Source organism: Acidobacteriota bacterium, from assembly GCA_004299485.1.
GTDB lineage: Bacteria > Acidobacteriota > Terriglobia > Terriglobales > SCQP01 > SCQP01.
Map to the genome: position 1 here is coordinate 439,526 of SCQP01000014.1, position 20,919 is coordinate 460,444.

The following is a 20,919-nucleotide window of genomic DNA, read 5'->3' on the forward strand; positions in this document are numbered from 1 at the left end:
ACGGCTCAGGAAACAGCGAGCATTATTGCCCGAGGAGGATTTCCGCCCTCGTACCGGCAGATTTAACCAACCGGCACGCCGCCTTCGGAGCTGCAGGCAGGCTCTGGCTCGGTCTTAAGGGTTGGGCTGGATCGGCCAGCGAGGGTGCCGATGGCTCAACTTCGGTGCTGCTTCACCCCGCTACCCCGCAAGCTCCCACGGGCAGCGCTCGCGCACCCGCCGGCCCAACTATTTCATATTCCGATTCCGGCGGGTGCGCCGGTTGCGCAATGCACGATTGTGCCGTGTTTTTCGGTACGCGCCCGCTCGACGGCAGCCCCATCTCTATCCCGCACGGCCTGAAGACTCGCCGGCTTTCATCTCATCTGGTGGAGTTCTCTCTGCCCGGACGCGATGGCATCTCAGTCTCCGGCGTCGCTTTCTGCGGGGCCCGCCCGATTACTATTTCTCCGAAGCCCAGTTTGCTTTTCGGCCGTCGGAACTCGCACAGAAGGAAATTGCGTTCCTGAAGTCTGTGTACATTCACAGTCTCTCCAGCCCGGATCGATCTACCCTCCGGTGACGGTGAATTCGCTACCCAGAAAACCGGGCTTTTCGATTTGCTTGTGGCTGGCGTGACGGCGGAAGCGGTCAGGCGGTGGTGAGACGGCTGGGACTCGAACCCAGAACCCTTGCCTTAAAAGGGCAATGCTCTACCATTGAGCTACCGTCCCCCGCTCTTCATTTTGCCACGGTCGCGCGCGCTGGCCCGGCCTAAATCCGCCTTAGCCGGGATGCCGTGTGTACCGCCGGACTGGCGTCGCCCTCCGCCGCGTGGCCGCTGTGGCACACTGAGAGCATGACAGGCCTGTTGGAGCTTGCCGGGGCGGTGGTCGCCTACTTCGTCGTAATGCGCTGGCTGCTGCCGCGGCTGGGCGTGCCGACCTGAATGTCGTCCGCTTGTAGCGCCGCGGGGCGGCGCCAAAACGTGCATCCGAACGAAGGATCTGAACTCACCGGCTCCCGGGCGCGTTCGGAAAAACCTTAGCGGAATCAGAGCAGGCTGGAGAGTCCGCACCACACGCCAATCGCGCTGGTCAGCGTGCAGACAATCACGGCGGTGTGCAGTTGCACCCCGCGCAGGCGGTGCGGCGCAGGCAGCACGCGCGCCGCCAGATAGACGAGCAGCCCGAGCACCAGCGGCAGCAGCAGCGCGTTCATGACTTCCACCGCGACGTTGAGCGCCACCAGATCCGTCACGCGCGCCACTAGCGCCGCCGCACCCACCACCGCCAGCGCATACACCCCATAGAACCAGGGCGCCTGCCGCGGCGTATGCTCCAGCGAGCGTTTGTACCCCGTCATTTCGCCCAGACCCCAGGCGGCCGCGAGCGCGGTCACCAGCAGCGCCACCAGCGCCGCGCCGCTGATGCCGGCGGCGAACACAATGCGGCCCCAGCGCGGTCCAAGCTGCGGCACGAGAATCTGCGCCATGCCGCGCATCGTGCCGAGCGCCGCCGCTGCGCGGGGCGAGCTCGCGCTCAGCGCCGCCGTCATCAGCACTGCGGCCATGATCACCTGCGTCACCACCGCCCCGATGGCGGTATCCCAGCGCGCCGCGCGCAAATGCTCCGGCTTCAGGCCCTTATCCACCACCGCCGATTGCTGGAAAAAAATCATCCACGGCATGATCACCGCTCCAATATTCGCCGCCACCAGATAGCGGAAGTCCATACTGTGCCACGCGCCCGCCATGGCCCGGATCGCCTCGGCGCCAGGGCGCGCGCTGGTCGCTGTCCAGACAAAAACCAGCTCGAACAGGCCCAGTCCCAGCACCACGCGCTCCACATGGCGGTAGGATCCCGCCCAGACCACCGCCAGCAGGAACAGCACCGCCAGCGACAGGCTCACCGCGCGGGGCACGCCCAACAGCTCGCCGACTCCGGCGATCCCCGAAAACTCGGTGACCATCGCGCCCAGTACCGCGATGGTCAGTCCACTCACCGATACCCAGCCCCATTTTCTTCCGCAGTAAGTACAGATCAGCTCCCCATGGCCGCAGCCGGTGGTAAGCCCGAGCCGCACGGTCAACTCCTGAACGATGTACAGCACCGGGATCAGGAGTATCTGCAGCGGCAGCAGCGCGTAGCCCCAGCGCACTCCGCTTTGCGCAGCGGTGACGATGCTGCCCACGTCCGTGTCGGCCATCATAGCCATCAGGCCCGGGCCCAACACCCAGGCAAACCGCAGCCAAGCCTTGGAGCCGCGTGCAGGCGCTCGTACGGTTGTTTGCGACAAAGTCGCATCTTCTACGAAATCAAAAGAGCGACTGGGTCGCATAGTCAACATTGGAAACTAAGAAGCCCTCTGCCGTCAAGCCTCACGTGGGTGGCGTTCCGCAGCCACGCCAAGCCCCAGCCCATCAGCCGTGGGCGGCTTCGTCCATGATCTGGATGATCGCGGCTTCGACTTCCTGGGCGACGGCCTGCAGCCCCGGGGTGTGGAACATTTCGATCATCGCGGTCGGGCGCATGGTGGCCAGCGTGACGCCGCCCGAGGGGTCGGGATAAACGGAGACGCGGCAGGGCAGGGCGGTGGAGATTTGCGGATTTACATCGAGCACGTTCTTCGCCTGCTGCGGGTTGCAAACCTCGTAGATCATGCATTCGCTGGCGAAGTCAACGCCCTTTTCCTGCATCTTCGCCTTGAGGTCGTGGACAGCCATCACGCCGAACTTATTTCTCTGGGCGGCGGCCTCGAGGTCGCGGCCGATCTGGGCGATGGGTTTGGTTGATTTGACTTGGTACAGCATAGGAACCTCTTTTCTGTAGGATAGCGGCCGTAGGAGCAGGTTTAGCACCGCTGTAGCCCGACCAAGCGCCCCTCATGCGGCTTTTCACCAAGAAAAGCCGCACGCATCCGGTCAGCGTAGGAAACACCAACGCTAAAACTGCTCCTACGACTGCGCCCCTTTCCTCCCCGGTGCGAACTGCCGCAGCGCCGCCTGCGCCTGCCGGGTGACGTCGCCGCACATGAGATCACAGAGCTTGAATACCAGCGGGTCGGAAATGAAATACAAGCTGCTGGTCCCGGAACGGCGGCGGGAGACCAGTCCGGCCTCCGCCAGCGCCTGGAGATGCCGGGAAACGGTCGGCTGACTGACGCCAAGCGCTGCCACAATTTCATGCACCGGTTTGGCGCCGCTTTCCAGCGCTACCAGGATGCGCAGCCGCTGCGGCTCGCTCAGCGCCCGGAAACGCTGGGCGACCGGCTCGATTAGGTTTTCCGTCATCCGCACGGACGGCCGGCGCCTATATGCTTCGATAGCCATACATGCATAAACTAGCACGCCGCGTGGGGCCCGATGTGCCTGAAGTCACACCGGATCCGGGAAGAGAAAATTACAAAACTGTGACACGCGGCAGAAAGCGGCGATGCCAACATCAGTTTTCAGCGTGCCTAGCAACCTGCACATCTACCTGATCAAGCCGACGCTCTACGACGACGATGGCTATCCCGTCCGGCACTGGCGCGGCGTGCTGCCCAGCAACACGCTGGCCTGCCTCACGGGCCTGACCGAAGACGTGGTGGCGCGCAATCTGCTCGGAGATATCAGGGTTGCGATCCACGTGCTCGACGAAACGGTGGATCGCGTGCCGGTGGAGCGCATCTGCCGCTCGCAGGTGGCGGGCAAGAGCCAGACCATTGTGGGGTTGGTGGGAGTGCAGACCAACCAGTTCCCTCGCGCCACCGATCTGGCGCGCCGGTTTCGGCAGGCGGGACTGACGGTGCTGATCGGCGGCTTCCACGTGACCGGCTGCCTGGAGCTGATACCGGAGATTCCGCCCGACATCCAGGAACTCCTCGACCTGAGGGTCACGGTCGTCAAGGGCGAGGTGGAAGCGAGTTGGGGCGATCTGCTCTTGGACGCACTCCACGGACGGCTGCGGCCGCTCTATGACTTCACCGGCGACAAGCCCGATCTCGCCGGCAAGCCGCTGCCGGTGATTCGCAGGCAATACCTGCGCAAGTTCGCCGCTTCCAACTTCGGCACCCTGGATTGCGGTCGCGGCTGCCCCTACGCGTGCAGCTTCTGCACCATCATCAACGTGCAGGGGCGCACCATGCGTTTCCGTCCGGCCGAAGAGATCGCGGCGAAGCTGCGGCACAATCACCGCGCGCACGGGGTCACATTCTACTTCTTCACCGACGACAACTTTGCGCGCAACAAGAACTGGGAGGCGATTTTCGACGCTCTCATCCACATGCGCGAAGCTGAGAGGATCCCCATCGGCTTCATGATGCAGGCGGATGTGCTCTCCTGGAAGATTCCGCGCTTTCTGGAAAAAGCCAGTCGCGCCGGCTGCACCAGCGTTTTTATCGGCATGGAGAGCCTGAATCCGGAGAGCCTGAAAGCCGCCGGCAAAAAGCAGAATCATGTCGAGGACTACCCCCGCCTGATGGAGGCCTATCGCGCCGCCGGCATTTCGACCCACGTGGGCTACATCATCGGCTTTCCCCACGACACCGTGGAATCGGTCCGCCGCGACCTGACCACGCTGATCCAGGAAGTGCGGCCGGATCATGCCTCGTTTTTCATGCTGACCCCCTTGCCCGGGTCGCAGGATCACCTCACGCTGCTGCGGCGCGGGGAGTGGATGCATCCGGATTACAACCGCTACGATTCTTTCCATGCGGTCACCCATCATCCCCATCTCAGCGCCGAAGCCTGGGAGGGGCTGTACCGTGAAGCCTGGCGCAGCTTCTACAGTCTGGAAAACCTGCGGCCGCTGCTGCGGCGCTGCCCGCCGCAGGAGTACTGGAGTAATTTCTTTCGCTACTTCTGGTACAAGAATTCGATCCAGACCGAGGACCGCCATCCGATGGTCTGTGGCTTTTTCCGGCTGAAGGACCGCCGCAGCCGCCGGCCCGGCTACCCGATTCTGTCCCGGTCCCGCTATGCGCTGCAACGTAGCCGGGAAATTTGCCGGCACCTTGCCGCCATGGCACGGCTCCTCTGGGAAATGAAGACGTTATGGCGGCAGACGCGCGCGTCCGGTTCCGGCGAGCGGCAAGCCACTGGCAGCCCCGCCCCGAGCTTGCCTCTGGCGGATGAGACTTAGTTCAGGCGGACGAGATATGCAGGAAAATGCTCGGCGCGCAGGAAGCGCACGATGCGGGCCGCAGGCGCCATTTCCAGGTGAACGGACTTGCTATAGCGCAGCCAGCGCCCCTCGTCCGAACCGAACGCAATCACAGGATCGTCCAGCCTCTGCTGCATCAACCTGCGGCACTGCTTAAGCTGCTGGTTGTCCGTGAACCAGCCCACCTGGACCGTGTAGATACCCGGTGGAACGGGATCTGGCAGGTGCACAATCTTGATCCGGACGCGGTCGAGTCCGGGATCGCCAATTCGTTTTGCTGCGCCCCAGGACAAGTCGAGAATGCGGTTCGGCCAGAACGGGCCGCGGTCATTGATCGTGACCACGACGGATTGGTCCGTCCGGAGATCGGTGACTTTGACTTTCGTGCCCAGCGGCAGAAGCCGATGCGCGGCGGTCATCTTGCGGTAATCGAAGGGCTGGCCGCTGGCAGTGGAATTCCCTTGCTCGCGTGGACCGTAGAAGCTCGCGACACCGGTTTCCCAAAGCTCGCCGACGCGATAGTCGGGACTGTAGTTGCCGGCAGGCAGCGCAAGCGCCGTGGGTGGACTCGGATACGCAGAGTTGGAGCGGCTCGCAGGCTGACGCCCAGGTGAAGGGGCGGGCGTTGCGGCGGTCGCCACCGTTGCTGCCGGAAGCGGCGCGCCCCAGGATACGCCCGGCGGCATCGAGGGCGGCGCAGAGCTGGGCGAAACAAGCTTGGGCTTGTGGCCGCAGCCGGCAGCCGCGACGGCAAAGGCAACCAGCGCTACGAGCGCGAGCGGTCGAGTGTGTCGCCAAGCTGATGCAGCTTGTCGGCAATCCGATGCAGCGTCTTGCCGCCGTCGCGTCGCAGTGCGGGAACCACCTCGTCGTTCAAGGTTGTAATCAGGCGCTTCACTTCTTCTTCGATGCGCTTGGCGGCAGCATCGAAACCGGAGGTCGAAGAGGAGTCGGCGGACATGCATTCCCTCGGGCTTAGTATGGCGCAGCGGGCTGAGTACCGTCAGGGGGTGGAACCGCGGAAGTAAAGGGGCAGTGCTGCGTGACGAGTCGTCAGTGGCCGGTGGGGCTCACAAGGCGGAGGGCGCGGGAGCCATGGCGCAGGTTCACTGTGTAGGTCAGGGCGCCGTCGGAATCAAATTGTGCGGTGCCGGAACCGGTAAACCGCAGACCGTGGGCGGCGCAATCGACATCCGTCAATGCGGCCTGGCCACGGTTAAGGTGATACTCGCCGCGGCAGGACTGAAAGCGCCAGGCACCGTCGGAGGTAGCCAGGGCGCCGTTGCGAATCCGGAAGCTGCCGGCAGCCTCGAGGTGTTGCAGATTGCCACCGAACATGGGCCGCGTGAGGGCGAGCGAGCCCGACAGCACGCCGCTGAGGACGCCGGCGTAAGGAGTTTTCTCGAGCAGCGGCGCCAGGCGCACGGGCTCACGGGAGGGAACCGCGCCGGTAATCTCGAAGTTGCCCCGCAGCAGCCGGCCATGGCCGGCGAACAGCCCCTGTGCGAGATGAATTTTTAGTTCGGGAGCGTGCCAGGCCCCGGGCGATGCGGCCACTTGAAGCTGCACGTCGGCAGCAATACCGTTCCAGTCGAGCTGCTGAAACCGCACGCTCCCGCTGGCGTGCAACTGGCTGAGCCAGGCGGGCGTTGCCGCATCCCCGCCCAAAACGGTGCCGAACACGCGCTGTACCAGGTCGCCGCGCGAAAAGTGCAGCAGGCTCCAAACTGCATGATCCTGCAAATTCCGGCCAGTGAGTGAAAAACGCATGCCGCCGCCAGATTCCCAGGTGATCGAGCCGTGCACAGGCTGGGATGCCAATCCGAAGCGGGCCTGCTGCGGCCCTCCTGCTCCCAGCCGCAGCGCCAGCGGCTGCAACTCCAACCCCGAGGTGCCGGGGAGCTGCAGACCGGCGCGCACGAAATTGGCCTCCCCGCTCCAGGCGACCTCCCGAAATTGTGGCCAGGCGGCAGCCAGGCGCAAGTCGAGCCGCGCCACGCCGCTCAGCCGCTGCGGCCAGGGCGACGGTAAGCCCAGCAGATGCGTCAGCGCGGCCGTGCCTGTGGCGTCGAGCGATGGCGTGCTGAGCGTGAACGAGAAGCCGCGCGGGTCCAGCTTGCCACTCAGCCGCAGGTGCGCCGCGCCAGCGCCCTGCCGCTCGAACGTCGCATGGGTCACCGGGACCGTTAGCTGGTGGCCGTTCCAGAGGAGCACGGCGGCGGGCAGGGCCAGACTCGCAGCGCTGTCGGCAAACTTCAGGCCGCCGGAAGTGATTCTGGCGTGACCTTCCGGCACGGCTTCATCGGCCACCCAGGTCAGGTGCGCGGCGCCATCGACCGTGCCGGTAAGCGCCAGATTGGAGGGCAAATTCGCCTTCAGTGCCAGCATGACGGGCAGCAGCGCGCCCGCTGGCAGCTTGTGCAACTGCAGAGAAAGATCCGTCCTGCGGCCGGAGAAGACATGCTGCACCGACCCGGACAACTGCACATGTTGCCAGCCGGGATCGCCAATATGCTCGATCGTGAGCCGATCCTGCGACGGCGTGTAGCGGGCGGCCACCGCGGCCGTGATCGCGGCCGAAGTGGGCAGCAAATCCCAGCGGCGCAGCCCCTGTGCCGTGACCGTGCCGCTAATGGAGAACTGCCGCCCCGTACCAGCAAGGTGCAGAACCGCGCTGAGAATGCCATGCACCCCGGCATCGTGACCCACCAACAAGGCCGAGGAGCCGGCCAGGTAAGAGTCGCGCAGATGCAGCACCACGTCGAAAGGCGCTTGCATGAGGCTGGCGCCACGCGTCTGCCAGCGGCCATCCAGCGTGACTACCCCGGTATTGGATAAATTCAAGTCACTGCGGGCAGGCACAAAGCTCAGGTGCAGCCGCCAATCGGAGCTCTCACGCGCCAGCGATCCCTTCACCTGGTCAAGATAGAAATGTGTCTTGGTCTGGTCGAATTTGAAGTTGACGCGGGCATCGCTCCAGTCGAGGTAAGGAAAACGAACCGAGGGGCGAGGGGATGGGCCGGTGCGCGGCCGGCCCGTGCTCTCCAGCAGAGCGGCAATGTTCCAGCGCCCGGCGGGGTTGCGCACCAGGTTGATGCTCGGGCTCTGCAGGTGGATATGCGAGAACACCAGCCGTCCGCGCATCAGGTTCCAGAGGCTGATGTTGGCGGTGGCGCTGCCCGCCATGACCATATCTTCCAGGCCGTAGGCGGGATCGTCGGCGAGCTGGACGTTATCCAGTTCGACGCCCGGTAGCGGAAAAAGCTGGAAGTGCACCCCGTCCGCGGTGATCTTGCGGCCCAGGCTGGTCTCCAGCGAACGGAGGATTTCCGCATTCGCGTGCGGCAGGGTAATGAGCGGCACCAGGATGGGAATCAGCACGAGGATGATGATCCCGATCCATATCTGACGCTTCTTCATTTGGGCAGATGTAGCGTACGGCTCCAGCGGGTGCGGAAGGGGGCGTGGACGATTTCCGACAATAGGCTGCCCAGCCGTCCGCCAAGACCGGTCGCGTCATACTGCGCCGCAGTGCTTTGGTAGGACCAGTAAACCACGCTGGGGCGGCCGACGATATTGGCGCGAGGCACGAAGCCCCAGTAGCGCGAATCGAGCGAATTGTCGCGGTTATCGCCCATGCAAAAGTACATGCCCGGTGGGACGACCAGCTCCCCATCATGGACGTACGCGGGCAGCGCCGCAGCCCACGCCGGGGCGGTTTCCATTAGCGGCCCGCCATTGGGAAAATCATCGCGCGCGGGATCGTACTCGCCTGTCGTGATTACGTAAGGCTCCGTGAGGGGATGACCATTGCGCCACACCACCCCATGGATCAGCTTGATGTGATCGCCCGGCACACCGATCACCCGCTTGACGATGTGCTCCCCCGGCGTCGTGCCCAGCGAAACGTCGTTTTGGGTGGCGAGAAAAATGACGATATCGCCGTGCTCGATGTTGCGATAGGGCAGAATCCTGGGCGCCCATTTGGCGGGCGGTGACATCCGCACGCGATCGGCCACCAGGTGGTCCCCAATCAGCAGCGTGTTTTCCATTGAACCGGACGGGATGGCAAACGGCTGCGCAACAAACGTGATGATGAACAGTGCCACCACCAGCGTCGGCAGCCATACCCGCAGCGGCGAATCCTGCAGCGAGCGTACCTTGGCGCCAGCGGCTTTGGGCGGCGTTTGTGGCGCCTTCGGGGATGCAGATCGGGCCATGAAAGTATAAGTCTAGCAGTCCGGCGACGCGGATCTAGTCCTCGACCTCGCGGGCAATGGCCTGCTCGACCAATTGATTCAGGCTGATACCTTGAGCGGCCGCTGCCTCAACCGCTCGGGCGTGGAGCTCGGGCCGGACGCGCGCGTTGAATTTGCCGGAAAAATGCCGCACCGGCTCGATTCCTCTTTCCCGGCAGGTCTCCAAAAATACGCGCAGGGATTTGGCCCCTTCGGTCCGCAGCGCGCCGATACTGCGAGCGTAAAAATCTGCCCCGCCGTTCAAACCCAGGAACTCGCCGCGTAGCCGATCCGAATCCGGATCATAGGTAACGACAGCACGATAGCCGCCAATGTTCATGATGTTCATGGCCTTATCCCATTCGACCCCAACCACCGGCGCAGGCTGGCCACCGCGCCCTTATCCGCCATCGGGAAGGATGCGGACGATGGTAGAGCAAAACCAGACCTCCAATAGCCCGGCGGCCCGGGTCGTTTGCGGCTTCGACATCAGGAGAAGCCGCACGCACTCTGACCGAGCGTGCTACACCAAGTCTGGTTTTGATCCTAGACCTGCACCTGCTCGAAGAGCACCTCTGCGATGCGAGATCCAGCGCGCTCGCTGATATCGGCCCCCAGGCTAGCAAGCAGCGCCTCGACGTAGGACCAGCGTAGATTCGCCGGTACCGGGTGCGCAAAGATCGCGGCAAGCGTTTTCGCGTGCTTTCGATTCGTACCGCCTGATAGTACCACAATGCGGTACTGCTGGCACCCCTGCGCGGGGCGGTGGTTTCTCAGTTTGACCGCAACGGTTCTTCTGGGGTCTCCGGAGTCCGCACCGACGTTGGCGTTCCGTCGACGCCCTCGGCAATGTCGTCCCTACTGCTGCCATGACCGCGACGGTGCGTTTGGCGGCAGCTTGGAGGAGCCCCGAGCGCCAGCGGGCGGGTCCTGCCGGGAATCGAAGCCCGCACTCCGAGCGACCAACGGGAGCGACCAGGGCAAAAAGTGGCGAGCCACTCCGGTAGTCGCTTAGCATCTTCGAATTCCCGGGCTATTTCTTCATCTTCGAACGCCATGCCGCCGATTATGCCACGCAGGAGCGCGCCGTCAAGTGGTTGGATAGCGCGGCCACGCTAGGCCCACGCCACCTACGTCAGCGCGGCCAGCGCCGCCGCGGCGGCCCGCTGTTCGGCCTGCTTCTTGGTGCCGCCGGCGCCGCGCCCCAGTGTGCCGTCAGCCAGGCGGACTTCCACCGTGAACTGCTTGACGTGTTCCGGGCCAGTCGCCTCTACGAGGTGGTAAACCGGCAGCGGAAGCCCGGCGGCATGGGCACGCTCCTGGAGCGCAGATTTGTAGGCAAATTCGTGCAGTGCCCCGGCTTGGTGCAGCGCGAGACTGGGCGTGACGATCTGGGCGTCGATGACCGCAGCCGCGGCGGCGTAGCCCCCATCGCGATAGATTGCGGCGATGACCGCTTCGAGCGCATTGGCGAGGAGGCGCTGCTTGTGCCGGCCACCCACAGAATCCTCCGAACGGCTCAGCCGCAGGTGCTCGCCCAGGTTCAGGCGCTCAGCAACCACCGTGAGGTTGCGCGCGCTGACCATCCAGCCACGCAAGCGCGTGAGCTCGCCTTCGCTGGCTTCGGGAAACGCGTCCAGAATGCGCTCGCTCACCCGCAGCTCCAGAATCGCGTCCCCCAGGAATTCCAGACGCTCGTTGTCGTGGCCCTCGGCGTCGCGCGCCGATCGGTGCGTCAGTGCCCGCAGCAGCCAGTGCCGCTCGCGGAACTCGTAGCCGAGAGCGGTTTCGAGCGCTTCCGTATACGCGGCCTCTACTTGCCGCCGCCTTGCTTTTCCAGCTCGGCCACAACCTTTTTGTTGGAAGCGACCGCCGCCTGAATATTGGGGTCGCTCGGATCGGCCTGGAGCGCCTGGTTGAGCGAATCCAGCGCCTGCGCGTACTGCTTCCCCGCGATTTGGGCGCGCGCCATATAGAAGTAATCCGACGCCTTGCTGTACGGCGAGGGGTCGTTCTGCACCGCCTGCTTGTAGTCGTTCACCGCCGCGCCGTAATCCTTATCCTTGACCGCAAGCTGCGCCAGCGCGGCGTAGGCCATGGAGCGGGCGACGCTCTTGGCCGAATCAGGAAAAGGCACGCCGTTGATTTTCGCGCCCACCGTGTTGGCCACGGCAACGGCCGTGTTGGCATCCTTCTCGGCTTCGGCCTTGCGTTGCGCGTAATCGAGGTCCGTGCTGGAGATGTGCTGAGCAATGATGGTGCTCACCGTCGCCAGCGCGTAGACGCTGACCGGCTCATGCTGGATGGTCTGCTCGCCGTAGAGCAGGCTTTTCTCGTAGTCCTGGTGCGGCGGCGTCTGGTAGAAGCGCAGACCGTAGGAGGCGACCACACCCAGATATTCGCTGCTGGGAAACTGGGTGGCGAAGTTGGTCAGCGCAGCATCCATCTGGTCCGACGTCACCGTGTCGCTGGTGGACATCTTCTGCAGATTCTGCAGCGCCTTGACTTCCGCCTTTGATTTAGGCTTGGGCACGACCGCGGCCGCCGCCAGAATCGCGCTCTGCGGCGAAGCGGCAGGCGCGGCCGGGGTAGCGGGTGTGGTTTGCGCGAAGGCGGCAGGCGCGGCCAGCGCCAGCCCGAGGCTCAACAGCAGGCTGCCGGAGAACAGTGCAGTACGTTTCAGCATGACGGTGTTAATTCCCTACTCTCTGTGATGCGGTGGTGGATGCTATGGAACGATGATAGCGCGCTCTGGCGCGCGCGTCGAGACGATATGGCGGCAGCTTGGAGGAGCCCTGAGCGCCAGCGGGCGGACCCTGCCGGGAATCGAAGCCCGCACTCCAGGCGACCATCGGGAGCGACCCGGGCAATAAGTGGCGAGCCACGTCGGCCGTATCAATGCGGCCTTCCCGGCGGCAGGAACGGCGCCTTAATGCCCGCCTCGGCCAAGGCTTTGGAGGCGGGTGTGTCCGCGACTGCCAGCGCGGCCTTGTAGTGCGCAACGGCGTGCGCCCGATCCTTTTCCGCATCGTAGAGGCGTGCCAGGTACATATTGGCCCAGGTGCGCAGATAGTGATCGCCGGGGCTGGACGCTTGTAGCGCCAGTAGAAAGTTGGTCATGGCCGGCTGCGGGTGATTTTCGAGAGCCGAAATTTTGCCCAGCAGGTAGTAGGCCGAGGCGTGATCCTGATGGGGCTGGCGCAGGGCCGTTTGGGCGAGCGCAGCCGCGGTCGCCAGATCGTGCTGGTCGAAGCTTTTCTGCGCCAGCGCCATCGGGCTGGGGGCGCGAATCGGTTCGGGGGCAGCGGCCGCCACACTCACCGCTGGCGCGGGCGCAAACCGCAGGTGCTTGACCTTGCCGGCGAGATCCGGAATGCGGAGCGCAAATGCCGCTTGCGGGTAAAATTCGCTGAAACTCGCCGGGTCCGTGCTGAACTTCGTGAGCTGGTCGTACCACAGTCCCGTGAGAACGAGGCCTTGCCCCATCGCGGCCTGCACCTCGGCGTCACGCGCGGCTTCCGCCGCCGGATCGAGCTCAATTTCAACCGCACGCACCAGGCACTCGGTGTACAGCAGCGTCGCGTTGCGCTTGAATTGCACATGGAGCGCCGGCGCGTTGGCCACCAGCGGCAGGATCTCCTGCTCGACCGGATCAATCGCCGCCGGGAACTGAGCGATGAGCGGATCCAGCAGAAAATGCAGATAGGTGTGCCGCACCTGGGCCATTTCACTTTTCAGGTGCAGATTGGCGACCAGGTAGTAGTTGTCCTCGTAATTGAGCGCGTCGGACTCGCCCGGCGCGATCATGGCATCGGGAAAAATGAAATACTGCCGCGGCGAGTACGCTTGCGGAATGCGAAAAAAAGCGTTCACGCGCGTCAGCGTCGAGCGCACCTGGGCGGCGTCCGCCTGTAGCGCGGCGTCATATCCGGGCTGGATCTTCTGCCAGACGGCATCCATGTCGGTCTGCTGCCAGAAATCGCGCAATAACGGCAGGATGTCGGAAACCGATTCCGCCGAGGGCGGCAGCCCCTCGGGGGTAATGGTCAGGGTCAGCCCGGGAGGGTTGCCCAGAAACAGCGCCAGCGTCACATAGCGCGCCAAATCCTGCGCCCGATTGGGCAGGTGGTGGACGGCGTAGTAGGCCTTCAGCCGGGTAACCGCGGGCGAGGGATGGGCGGCAATCTGGGCGCGCACCGCCTCGCGGATGGGATTCTTCGCGCTCACGCCTGTGTCATAGCCGGCCGCATTCAGCCCCGCCAGCATCGCGAAAACGGACGGATTGGAATCTACGACGACGTTGCTGTGCACCGCTTGGGCGCAAAGGCCAACGCCCAGCAGGCTGATCCCGGCAAGCAAAGCGATATGACGTCGGCGCAGAAGCAAGAGCAGTTCAGCCGCGTACATCCACGCTGCCGAAGGAAACCAACAGCCGGCCGGTGGTCGGCTGGCCGAAATTGGTGGTGGCAGGCTGGAAGACGCTCATCAGAAGTTGGTTATTCAGGCGCGAGATCAGCGTGGGGTTAAGCACGCCCGAGAGAACACTGTAGCCGTAGACGTGCCCGGTCGCGTCGATTTGCGCCTCCACCAGCAGCGGGACGCTGATGTCGAATATCGGCGCACTCGTGAGCCGCGGCGGCTCTGCATCCACGCCCACCTGCGGATCCGGCAGCAGCGGGTTGGCTGCCACCGGCGCGCGCATCCCGCCCACGAGCGCGGCGAACATGCACAGTGCCGCAATGGTGCCCACCGCGGTAGGCAGCGCCATCGCCTCGATAGCGTTGCGCAGCCGGATCCGCCAGTACTCCCAGCGCAGCCCGCGCACGGCGTATTGCGAGGCTTTCACCCGCAGCCGCAATCCCAGATCCGCCGGCAGCGGCGCCGCCGGCAAGGTGCGTAGCCGCTCCCCCAGTGCGCGGTACTGATCCAAACGCTCGGAACATTCGCGGCACTGCTCCAGATGGTGGATCAGCGCGCCGCTTTCGCTCAAATCCAGCTCGTCATCGAGATACGCCGACAGCGCGGGCTGTAAGACTGCGCAACTACCGGTCAGGCCGTGCCACTCTGCTGCGGACTGCTGCGAATTAGACATGGCCGTGCATACTCCTCAATCCGGTCAGTACTTCCTCTGCTTCCGCGCCGGCGTGCCGCTGCAACCATTGCTGCCGCAACATTTCCCGCCCGCGCAGCAAGCGCGATTTGATGGTGCCCATGCGCACCTGCAGCACTTCGGCAATTTCGTCGTAGCTGAACCCTTCCACCTCGCGCAGAACTAATACCGTGTGGAACGGTTCCGGAACCTGCCGCAGCGCCGCTTGCAACTCCAGCCGCTGTTCCTGCCGCAGCGCCAGACTCAGGGGCGATTCCCGGCCGTCGGGCAGTCGCTGCGCCCAATCCATGCCGCTGGCGTCGCTGGCGTCGAGCGAGGTTTCCTGCCGCTTGTGCCGCATCCACCAGCGCCGGTGATTGCTGGCCTCGTGCAGCGCGATCTGATACAGCCAGGTCTTCAGGCTGCTCTTTCCCTCAAAGTGCGCCGCCGCGCGGAACACTTTCAGGAAGCTCTCCTGCAGAATGTCCGCCGTCTCCTCGCTGCTGCCCATGTAGCGGCTGATGAAGCGGTAAAGCGGCTGGTGATATATAGAAATGAGGTAGTTGAAGGCTTCGACCGACCCCGCCCGCAGCTCTTTGGCCAACCGCTGCTCACCCCAAGCCGGGCTTGTCACCGCCGCAGTAAACCCCGCCGTAGTGTCTTGTGTGGACATGTGAATCGCCGACCCTAACCACTTTAATTTACTACGGAACTGCCGCTCGCCTCATTAGACCCCGGTCTGGTTCGCCTTGTTCCCGCCATTCCGCTCGGCCTCCAACTGCTTCGCCTGTTTGAGCAGGACGTAATGCGCGGCGAAGTAGGCGATCACCAGGCCTGGCCATCCGTCGCGAAACCCCTGCTTGAGAACCAAGCTCCGGAAAAAGATCCAAGGCGGCGTTAAGACAAGTTGCCAGGGCGAGACGCGCCGCCCCTGCCGCCGCCGGGCCGCCGAGGCCAAGTCGGTGTAGTAGTTCATGATGGCGGCATGCTCGTGCAGGTTGCGCCGGGTGTAGTGCAGCATGTCGCCGGGCAGGGTGGCGACAGTGCCCTTCACCTTAGGCGCCTCGTGCGGCGGCTCGCCATCCCAGCGCGTCACCGCGCGGCGGTAGAGGCGGGTCTGCCAGTCCGGATACCAGCCTGAATGACGAATCCAGCGCCCCAGATACCACGCCCGGCGGGCCATGCGGTAGCCGTCGGCAGCCGGTTCGCCCCCCTCACGCAGCCGCTGCAGGGCGGCTGCCAGCTCCGGCGTCAGCCGCTCATCGGCATCGAGCACCAGCACCCAGTCGTAGCTGCAGAGCGTGTCAGCGTAGTTGTGCTGCGCTCCGTGACTGGCGAACTCATGCTGAATGACCCGGTCGGTGTAACGCCGGGCGATGGCGGCCGTGTTGTCGGTCGAGAAGGAATCGACCACCAGAATTTCATCTGCCCAGGCCACCGACTCCAGCGCGGCGCCGATGTTATCCTCCTCGTTGAATGTGTTGATGCGGGCGGAAATCTTCATGAGTAGCGCGTGCTGAACCGCGTAAGCCAAATTGTACATGTGGACTTCAGCTGCGAGTGGCGCGGCGGCCAGCAACAGTTGTGGCTGCTGGCGCACGAGCTGCGGCAGCGGGGCTGCGAGCAGACGCTGGTGGCGCCCGAGGGCGCCGTCGCCCAGCGCTTCGCAGGCGCCGGCTTTCGCGTCCTGGCGCCGGGAACGCGTGCGGCGCGGCAGCACGCACAGACCGCCGCCATCGTGCATGCCCATGAGGGTCACGCTCATAGCTGGATGCTGCGCGCCGCGCACGGTGGCGCCGCCCGGCAGGTGCTCAGCCGCAGGGTGGCGTTTGCCATTCGCAGCCCCTTCTCGCGCTGGAAATATCGCCGCCTGGACCGGGTGCTTGCCGTCTCCCGGTTCGTCGCCGCCCAGGTGCAGGCCACCGGCCTGGCGCCGGCGCGCATCGCGGTCGTCCCCGATGGCATTGCCCTGCACGACCTGCCCGACCCCGCCGTTGCCCGCCCGCGCGTGCGCGCCCGCAGCGGCATCGAGGCGGACGCGCGCTGGCTGGTCTGCCTGGGCGCACTGACGCCGGAAAAAGGCGTGGCCGACGCAATCGCCGCGCTGGCGCGCATGCCCGCAGACTGCCGCCTCGTGCTGCCGGGGCGGGGACCGCTGCAGCCGCAACTGCACCGGCAGGCGGCCGCGCTGGCATGTGCAGCGCGCGTGCATTTTGTGACCGATTCCGCTTTTACGCCCGCAGAATGGGTCGCAGCCGGCGATGTCGTGCTGATGCCCAGCCACGAGGAGGGCTTCGGCTCGGCGGCCCTGCTTGCCATGGCGCTGGAACGGCCCGTGGTCGCCAGCCAGGCCGGCGGCATTCCCGAAGTGATTGAAGATGGCGTCACCGGCCTGCTGGTTCCGGTCGGCGCCACCGCGGCGCTGGCGGAGGCGGGCCTGCGGCTCCTGCGCGAGCCTGCGTTGGCCTCACGCCTGGTTGCCGCCGCGCAAGCACGCCTGCGGGAGCGCTTCACCGTCGAGCGCATGGCCGAGGCAACCCTGGCCGCCTACGACGGCTAGACTGAACAGAGGCGTCCTACCGGGCCCCACGACCCACGTCCAGGATCGCACTCCGGATTGAGCGAATTGAGGAGGGCTGGTCAGAAGGAGTCTACGCCATCGCTGAGCAGGTTGCCGTTGGCGTCGTAGCTCCAGCCCGAGATGCGGTTCGTCGCGCCGCTGAAGCTCAGCGCCGTAGGCGCGGCGGCGGGTAATGCGCCGCTCTCGCTCCCAGCCGGGCGGATCAGCGCAACCCACGAACGTGCGCCGCACACCCAACTCCGCCCATCCACAGATCGGCAGGGAAAGCCGCCTGATCTGCGATCATCACTAGCCGAAATTGATCGTGCCTACCTTTATCTCGGAGCCCATCACGTTCAGGACCAGCTTGGGATAAATGTCATCTCCGAAACCTAGTAGTGCCCCGTCCACGTACCCTTGCTGGTTGATCGTGAGCCAGCCCCAGGCAAACGGCTGCGCCCTGTAGATCGGCCAGGGCGGCTTAGAGATTACTTCCACAAGCTCCGAAGCGCGGGGGCGCGGTCCCACCCCGAGCTCGAGCGTGTCGTAGTCCGCGTCGGCAACAGCGATGATTGACTGCTCGCCGAAGTCGAGCACCAATTGAACTAGAAGCCCCTCGCAGTGCTCGGCCCGTACCCCCTCCAGCCTCTGTCCGGTGATCGACCCGAAGCTCGCCAGCACCGGGTCAAGCGCAATCGCGGCCTTCACAAATCGCTCTCCCAAATTTGGCATGGTTGGCCTCCTAGTGCTTCTGCGCAAGCCGCGCAGCGTCCTTAGTGATCTTGACCGCTTTGGCCGCGCCGCGGTCACCATTTGCCGCAGCTTCGGCTGCCTGCCCCAGCGTCCGATCTGCCCAGTGCCCGGTCTCGTTAACATTCGATGCATTTCCGCCGCGCCCACGAATCACATCCCGAACGGTTTGTGCCGCCTGTCCGGCGAGCCCGCCGAGAATCTTCCTCGCTTTGGGCGGAAGCAGTGCCGTTGCCTTGTCTCCCGCGTTTTCGCTTTGCAGGTGGTGTGCCAATAGGACCGCCCCAGCCCCAAGGACCGCTGCACCTCCCGCTATCGCGAGATCGCCAGGTCCGAGCTCGGAGCCAATCACGCCCGCGGCACCACCCCACTCAATGGCACCCTCGCCAACGCTCACGCCCGCAAGCGTGCTCAGTTCCCAATGAAGCTGCGACTGGGCCGCCCGGCTGAGACCGCCCTTAGATTTGCTGCAGTTCTTGCCGAAGAGGCCAAGGAAGCAATGTCCGTCGGGGTCGGTGGCCGTGGTCGGGTTGTTCAGCACGTAGGCGTAGGGATTGAGCGACTGCGGGTTGGCTAGCGAAACGTACGGCGTGGCCTCCGGCGCGGCGCTCCAGTCGGGGGTGAGGAAGCGTCCGAGGCCCGAGTCGTAATAGCGGGCGCCGAAGTAGTCGAGGCCGCTCGAGCCGTCGCGGTACTTGCCCGTGAAGTGCAGGTTCGACACCGAGCCCACGTTGTTCAGGTAAGCGCCAAACGGCCAGCTCGTGTCGGTCTCGATCGGTGCGCCGCTGGCGTTGGTGCGTACCCTCACCGTGCCCAGCTCATCGCTCGCCGCCCAGACAAACGCGCTCGCGGTTTGCGTGCCCAGGTAGCGCGAGCCCAAGTAGGTCTCCCCGGCCACCAGCCCCTGGCTTGCGTTTACCACCGTCAGCTCCTGCCCTCCGGCTCCATATACAAACTCTTTTACCACACCTCCCACGTCCTCGTGTACCCTCCGGCCCTCCGGCCCGTACACGTAGCTCGCCGTTGAGCCATTATCCACCGAGATCAGCCGGTTCTCGGCGTCGTACTGATAGGAGTGCACACCGTCGCCCAGCAGGTTGCCGTTGGCGTCGTAGCTCCAGCCGGAGATGCGGTTCGTCGAGCCGCTGAAGCTCAGCGCCGTAGGCGCGGCGGCGGGTAATGTCCCGCTCTCGCTCCAGCGGTTGCCGTAGCGGTCGTAGGCGTAGCTGGCGCTGTCGCCGGTGCAGGGCGACGAGGAGCAGGCCGCCGAGACGAGCTGATTCAGGTCGTTGTAGCCGAAACTGAAGCTGCCATTGGCGCTGTCGGTTGAACTCAGCAGGTCGCCATCGGGCGCGTAGCTCACGCTGCTCAGACTGTAAGCGCCCGGCGGAGGCTGCGGGTTGCTGCCGCCAGTGAGCGAGCTGCCGCTCGGGGTGGCCGTAAACGGGCTATTGGCGCTCGCGCTGAGCGAGTTCTGCGGGCCGCGATGTGCTCCCTCTCCCAATTCAGGTGGAGAAGGCTCGGCTGACCCGCGCCCGCCCGATCGGGCGGTGTCGCGGACAACCCCCGGCCGTGGTCAGGCTGCCTGGCTTCGGTAGAGATCAGCAACGTACGTCAACGACCCACCAATTTTCGCTGCGTATAAATCGAATTCACGCCGTGCCAATTCTGGTTCGCAGCCGAGCATCTCGGCGACCAATCCCTGCGGCGCCCCGAACAGGTTGAACCACTCGTTGCACGCTATCGCCCATGCAGCGTCAGCCGGAACGATCACGAACCGATAGATCCCGTACCTGGAGTTGAGCGCCTCAAACTCGGAGGCACTCGTTCCAAGTGCGACAGGGCGCTCCTCAAGCCCTAGGTCCTCCGACAAGACGACGTAGCACTGGTCATAGCCCCTTTTGGCGAGCGCCGTCGAAATGAGTGGGATCTGGCCCCCGGGCAGCCGCGCCGCTGACTCCGTTGGCACGACTACGCAACCTCTCGCAGCGGCCCACTCTGGCCGCAACAGAGCACCGTAATCGGCGGGGCAGTAGGAAACTGTTTTCTGGATACCCGCGCTAAGGATCTGCTCCTCGCTTGTGAGATCTCTCATTCACCACCGCCCCGGGTGTATCGAATTTTCGTGACCTCGCCATTGGCGTGCTGAATCTCAATAGTTTCGCGGCCGTCAGAACTGCCGCGCAATATCGCCTTGCTGCCGTCCGGAAGCTGTTTGACCAGAACGCTGCGGCTCTTTTCGGCCGCCTGCCCGGGCAGAGCTTCGAAATCTTTAGTGGCCTGCTGGATTCCCCCGGATTTGGCGACAATGCGCGACGCCGAGCCTCCTTCGTCGACAACCCCTTCCAGAAGCTCGCGGATTTCCTTGACTCCGGCCTCGACTTCCTCTCCTTCGCCGACGCCGCTGACCATCATCGCCATGCCGGCTGCGCTGGCGGCGTTGCGCTCCTGGGCGCTCGCGTTTGCCGGGATTCTCCCAGTTGCGGCATCACGCATGCCCAAAAGCGTGATTTTGAGCGTACCCGAGAGCGAATCATCTGGTCCGCCCTCCTTCACCGGCGCCGCCTTCGCCTTGGAGCAGGACGTGCCAAAATGCCCGAAGACGCACCAGTGCCCGTCGGGGTCGGTGGCCGTGGTGGGGTTGTTCAGGACGTAGGCGTAAGGGTTGAGCGACTGCGGGTTTGCGAGCGAGGCGTAGGGCGTGGCCTCGGGCGTGGCGCTCCAGTCGGGGGTCAGGAAGCGGCCGAGACTGGCGTCGTAGTAGCGGGCGCCGAAGTAGTCGAGACCGCTCGACCCATCCCGGTACTTGCCCGTGAAGTGCAGGTTCGACACCGATCCCACGTTGTTCAGGTAAGCGCCGAACGGCCAGCTCGTGTCGGTCTCAATCGGCGCGCCGCTGGCGTTGGTGCGTACCCGCACCGTGCCCAGCTCATCGCTCGCGGCCCAGACAAAGGCGCTCGGCGTTTGCGTGCCCAGGTAGCGCCCGCCCAGGTAGGTCTCCCCGGCGATCAGCCCCTGGCTTGCGTTCACCACCGTCAGCTCCTGCCCCCCGGCTCCATATACAAACTCTTTTACCACACCGCCCACGTCCTCGTGTACCCTCCGGCCCTCCGGCCCGTACACGTAACTCGCCGTTGAGCCATTATCCACCGAGATCAG

At 64.7% G+C, this 20,919-nt stretch carries 20 protein-coding genes and 1 tRNA gene; 2 read left to right on the forward strand and 19 right to left on the reverse strand.

Annotated elements, in window-relative coordinates; genetic code table 11:
- Positions 1 to 638: 638 nt before the first annotated feature.
- The 4 genes from EPN33_10840 to EPN33_10855 all read right to left on the reverse strand — a co-directional run bounded on the left by EPN33_10840 (position 639) and on the right by EPN33_10855 (position 3,271).
- A tRNA-Lys gene (locus tag EPN33_10840) sits at positions 639 to 713 on the reverse strand.
- 319 nt (positions 714 to 1,032) lie between these two features.
- Positions 1,033 to 2,319, reverse strand: a complete 1,287-nt coding sequence (locus EPN33_10845; GenBank protein ID TAN22135.1) for a divalent metal cation transporter — start codon at positions 2,317 to 2,319, stop codon at positions 1,033 to 1,035.
- A gap of 82 nt (positions 2,320 to 2,401) precedes the next feature.
- Entirely contained in the window at positions 2,402 to 2,791 is a 390-nt protein-coding gene (locus tag EPN33_10850) for a DUF302 domain-containing protein (protein TAN22136.1), read from the reverse strand.
- A gap of 144 nt (positions 2,792 to 2,935) precedes the next feature.
- On the reverse strand, positions 2,936 to 3,271 hold the full coding sequence (locus tag EPN33_10855) for an ArsR family transcriptional regulator (GenBank protein ID TAN22174.1): 336 nt from the start codon (positions 3,269 to 3,271) through the stop codon (positions 2,936 to 2,938).
- 142 nt (positions 3,272 to 3,413) lie between these two features.
- Between EPN33_10855 and EPN33_10860 the strand changes: the two genes are divergently transcribed.
- On the forward strand, positions 3,414 to 5,102 hold the full coding sequence (locus EPN33_10860) for a radical SAM protein (GenBank protein ID TAN22137.1): 1,689 nt from the start codon (positions 3,414 to 3,416) through the stop codon (positions 5,100 to 5,102).
- Here EPN33_10860 and EPN33_10865 read toward each other — a convergent pair.
- From EPN33_10865 to EPN33_10915, 11 genes are all read right to left on the reverse strand, one after another.
- On the reverse strand, positions 5,099 to 6,088 hold the full coding sequence (locus EPN33_10865) for a septal ring lytic transglycosylase RlpA family protein (GenBank protein ID TAN22138.1): 990 nt from the start codon (positions 6,086 to 6,088) through the stop codon (positions 5,099 to 5,101). The two genes, EPN33_10860 and EPN33_10865, sit on opposite strands and share 4 nt — an antisense overlap.
- 88 nt (positions 6,089 to 6,176) lie before the next feature.
- Positions 6,177 to 8,543, reverse strand: coding sequence for an AsmA family protein (locus EPN33_10870; protein TAN22139.1), 2,367 nt, complete (start codon positions 8,541 to 8,543; stop codon positions 6,177 to 6,179).
- Positions 8,540 to 9,343 carry a signal peptidase I gene (gene lepB, locus EPN33_10875; protein ID TAN22140.1) on the reverse strand — a complete coding sequence of 268 codons (804 nt, stop codon included), beginning with the start codon at positions 9,341 to 9,343 and terminating at the stop codon, positions 8,540 to 8,542. Before lepB ends, EPN33_10870 begins: the two co-directional genes overlap by 4 nt.
- 34 nt (positions 9,344 to 9,377) lie before the next feature.
- Positions 9,378 to 9,710 (reverse strand): type II toxin-antitoxin system HicB family antitoxin, encoded by a 333-nt coding sequence (locus EPN33_10880; GenBank protein ID TAN22141.1) that lies wholly within the window; start codon positions 9,708 to 9,710, stop codon positions 9,378 to 9,380.
- 197 nt (positions 9,711 to 9,907) lie between these two features.
- Positions 9,908 to 10,093, reverse strand: coding sequence for a type II toxin-antitoxin system HicA family toxin (locus EPN33_10885; protein TAN22142.1), 186 nt, complete (start codon positions 10,091 to 10,093; stop codon positions 9,908 to 9,910).
- Positions 10,094 to 10,491: 398 nt separating this feature from the next.
- Positions 10,492 to 11,112, reverse strand: a complete 621-nt coding sequence (gene rnc, locus EPN33_10890) for a ribonuclease III (protein TAN22143.1) — start codon at positions 11,110 to 11,112, stop codon at positions 10,492 to 10,494.
- A gap of 62 nt (positions 11,113 to 11,174) precedes the next feature.
- Positions 11,175 to 12,047, reverse strand: a complete 873-nt coding sequence (locus EPN33_10895) for a tetratricopeptide repeat protein (protein ID TAN22144.1) — start codon at positions 12,045 to 12,047, stop codon at positions 11,175 to 11,177.
- Between the two features lie 209 nt (positions 12,048 to 12,256).
- Positions 12,257 to 13,747, reverse strand: coding sequence for a hypothetical protein (locus EPN33_10900; protein TAN22145.1), 1,491 nt, complete (start codon positions 13,745 to 13,747; stop codon positions 12,257 to 12,259).
- Between the two features lie 7 nt (positions 13,748 to 13,754).
- Positions 13,755 to 14,453 carry a hypothetical protein gene (locus tag EPN33_10905; protein ID TAN22146.1) on the reverse strand — a complete coding sequence of 233 codons (699 nt, stop codon included), beginning with the start codon at positions 14,451 to 14,453 and terminating at the stop codon, positions 13,755 to 13,757.
- Positions 14,446 to 15,123 (reverse strand): sigma-70 family RNA polymerase sigma factor, encoded by a 678-nt coding sequence (locus EPN33_10910; GenBank protein TAN22147.1) that lies wholly within the window; start codon positions 15,121 to 15,123, stop codon positions 14,446 to 14,448. The genes EPN33_10905 and EPN33_10910 overlap by 8 nt, the downstream gene beginning before the upstream one ends.
- A 54-nt stretch (positions 15,124 to 15,177) precedes the next feature.
- Positions 15,178 to 15,993 carry a glycosyltransferase family 2 protein gene (locus tag EPN33_10915; GenBank protein TAN22148.1) on the reverse strand — a complete coding sequence of 272 codons (816 nt, stop codon included), beginning with the start codon at positions 15,991 to 15,993 and terminating at the stop codon, positions 15,178 to 15,180.
- Here EPN33_10915 and EPN33_10920 point away from each other — a divergent pair.
- A complete protein-coding gene (locus EPN33_10920) occupies positions 15,964 to 17,010 on the forward strand; it encodes a glycosyltransferase family 1 protein (protein TAN22149.1) in 1,047 nt (348 codons plus the stop codon). The genes EPN33_10915 and EPN33_10920 overlap by 30 nt on opposite strands.
- Positions 17,011 to 17,090: 80 nt before the next feature.
- On the opposite strand, the gene EPN33_10925 is transcribed toward EPN33_10920, so the two are convergent.
- From EPN33_10925 to EPN33_10940, 4 genes are all read right to left on the reverse strand, one after another.
- The gene (locus EPN33_10925) at positions 17,091 to 17,282 is read right to left on the reverse strand and encodes a hypothetical protein (protein TAN22150.1); all 192 of its coding nucleotides are present in this window, start codon (positions 17,280 to 17,282) and stop codon (positions 17,091 to 17,093) included.
- A gap of 37 nt (positions 17,283 to 17,319) precedes the next feature.
- Positions 17,320 to 17,718 (reverse strand): hypothetical protein, encoded by a 399-nt coding sequence (locus EPN33_10930; GenBank protein ID TAN22151.1) that lies wholly within the window; start codon positions 17,716 to 17,718, stop codon positions 17,320 to 17,322.
- A 34-nt stretch (positions 17,719 to 17,752) separates the two neighbouring features.
- On the reverse strand, positions 17,753 to 19,264 hold the full coding sequence (locus tag EPN33_10935; GenBank protein TAN22152.1) for an RHS repeat-associated core domain-containing protein: 1,512 nt from the start codon (positions 19,262 to 19,264) through the stop codon (positions 17,753 to 17,755).
- Positions 19,265 to 19,851: 587 nt separating this feature from the next.
- Positions 19,852 to 20,919, reverse strand: a 1,068-nt coding sequence (locus EPN33_10940) for an RHS repeat-associated core domain-containing protein (protein TAN22153.1), incomplete at its 5' end; no start/stop codon positions are given.

Excerpts from the sequence above, each read along its gene's own strand:
- EPN33_10845 (TAN22135.1), bottom strand. The coding sequence starts at position 2,319 with ATGCGACCCAGTCGCTCTTTTGATTTCGTAGAAGATGCGACTTTGTCG.
- EPN33_10850 (TAN22136.1), bottom strand. The coding sequence starts at position 2,791 with ATGCTGTACCAAGTCAAATCAACCAAACCCATCGCCCAGATCGGCCGC.
- EPN33_10855 (TAN22174.1), bottom strand. The coding sequence starts at position 3,271 with ATGACGGAAAACCTAATCGAGCCGGTCGCCCAGCGTTTCCGGGCGCTG.
- EPN33_10860 (TAN22137.1), top strand. The coding sequence starts at position 3,414 with ATGCCAACATCAGTTTTCAGCGTGCCTAGCAACCTGCACATCTACCTG.
- EPN33_10865 (TAN22138.1), bottom strand. The coding sequence starts at position 6,088 with ATGCATGTCCGCCGACTCCTCTTCGACCTCCGGTTTCGATGCTGCCGC.
- EPN33_10870 (TAN22139.1), bottom strand. The coding sequence starts at position 8,543 with ATGAAGAAGCGTCAGATATGGATCGGGATCATCATCCTCGTGCTGATT.
- lepB (TAN22140.1), bottom strand. The coding sequence starts at position 9,343 with ATGGCCCGATCTGCATCCCCGAAGGCGCCACAAACGCCGCCCAAAGCC.
- EPN33_10880 (TAN22141.1), bottom strand. The coding sequence starts at position 9,710 with ATGAACATCATGAACATTGGCGGCTATCGTGCTGTCGTTACCTATGAT.
- EPN33_10895 (TAN22144.1), bottom strand. The coding sequence starts at position 12,047 with ATGCTGAAACGTACTGCACTGTTCTCCGGCAGCCTGCTGTTGAGCCTC.
- EPN33_10905 (TAN22146.1), bottom strand. The coding sequence starts at position 14,453 with ATGTCTAATTCGCAGCAGTCCGCAGCAGAGTGGCACGGCCTGACCGGT.
- EPN33_10910 (TAN22147.1), bottom strand. The coding sequence starts at position 15,123 with ATGTCCACACAAGACACTACGGCGGGGTTTACTGCGGCGGTGACAAGC.
- EPN33_10915 (TAN22148.1), bottom strand. The coding sequence starts at position 15,993 with ATGTACAATTTGGCTTACGCGGTTCAGCACGCGCTACTCATGAAGATT.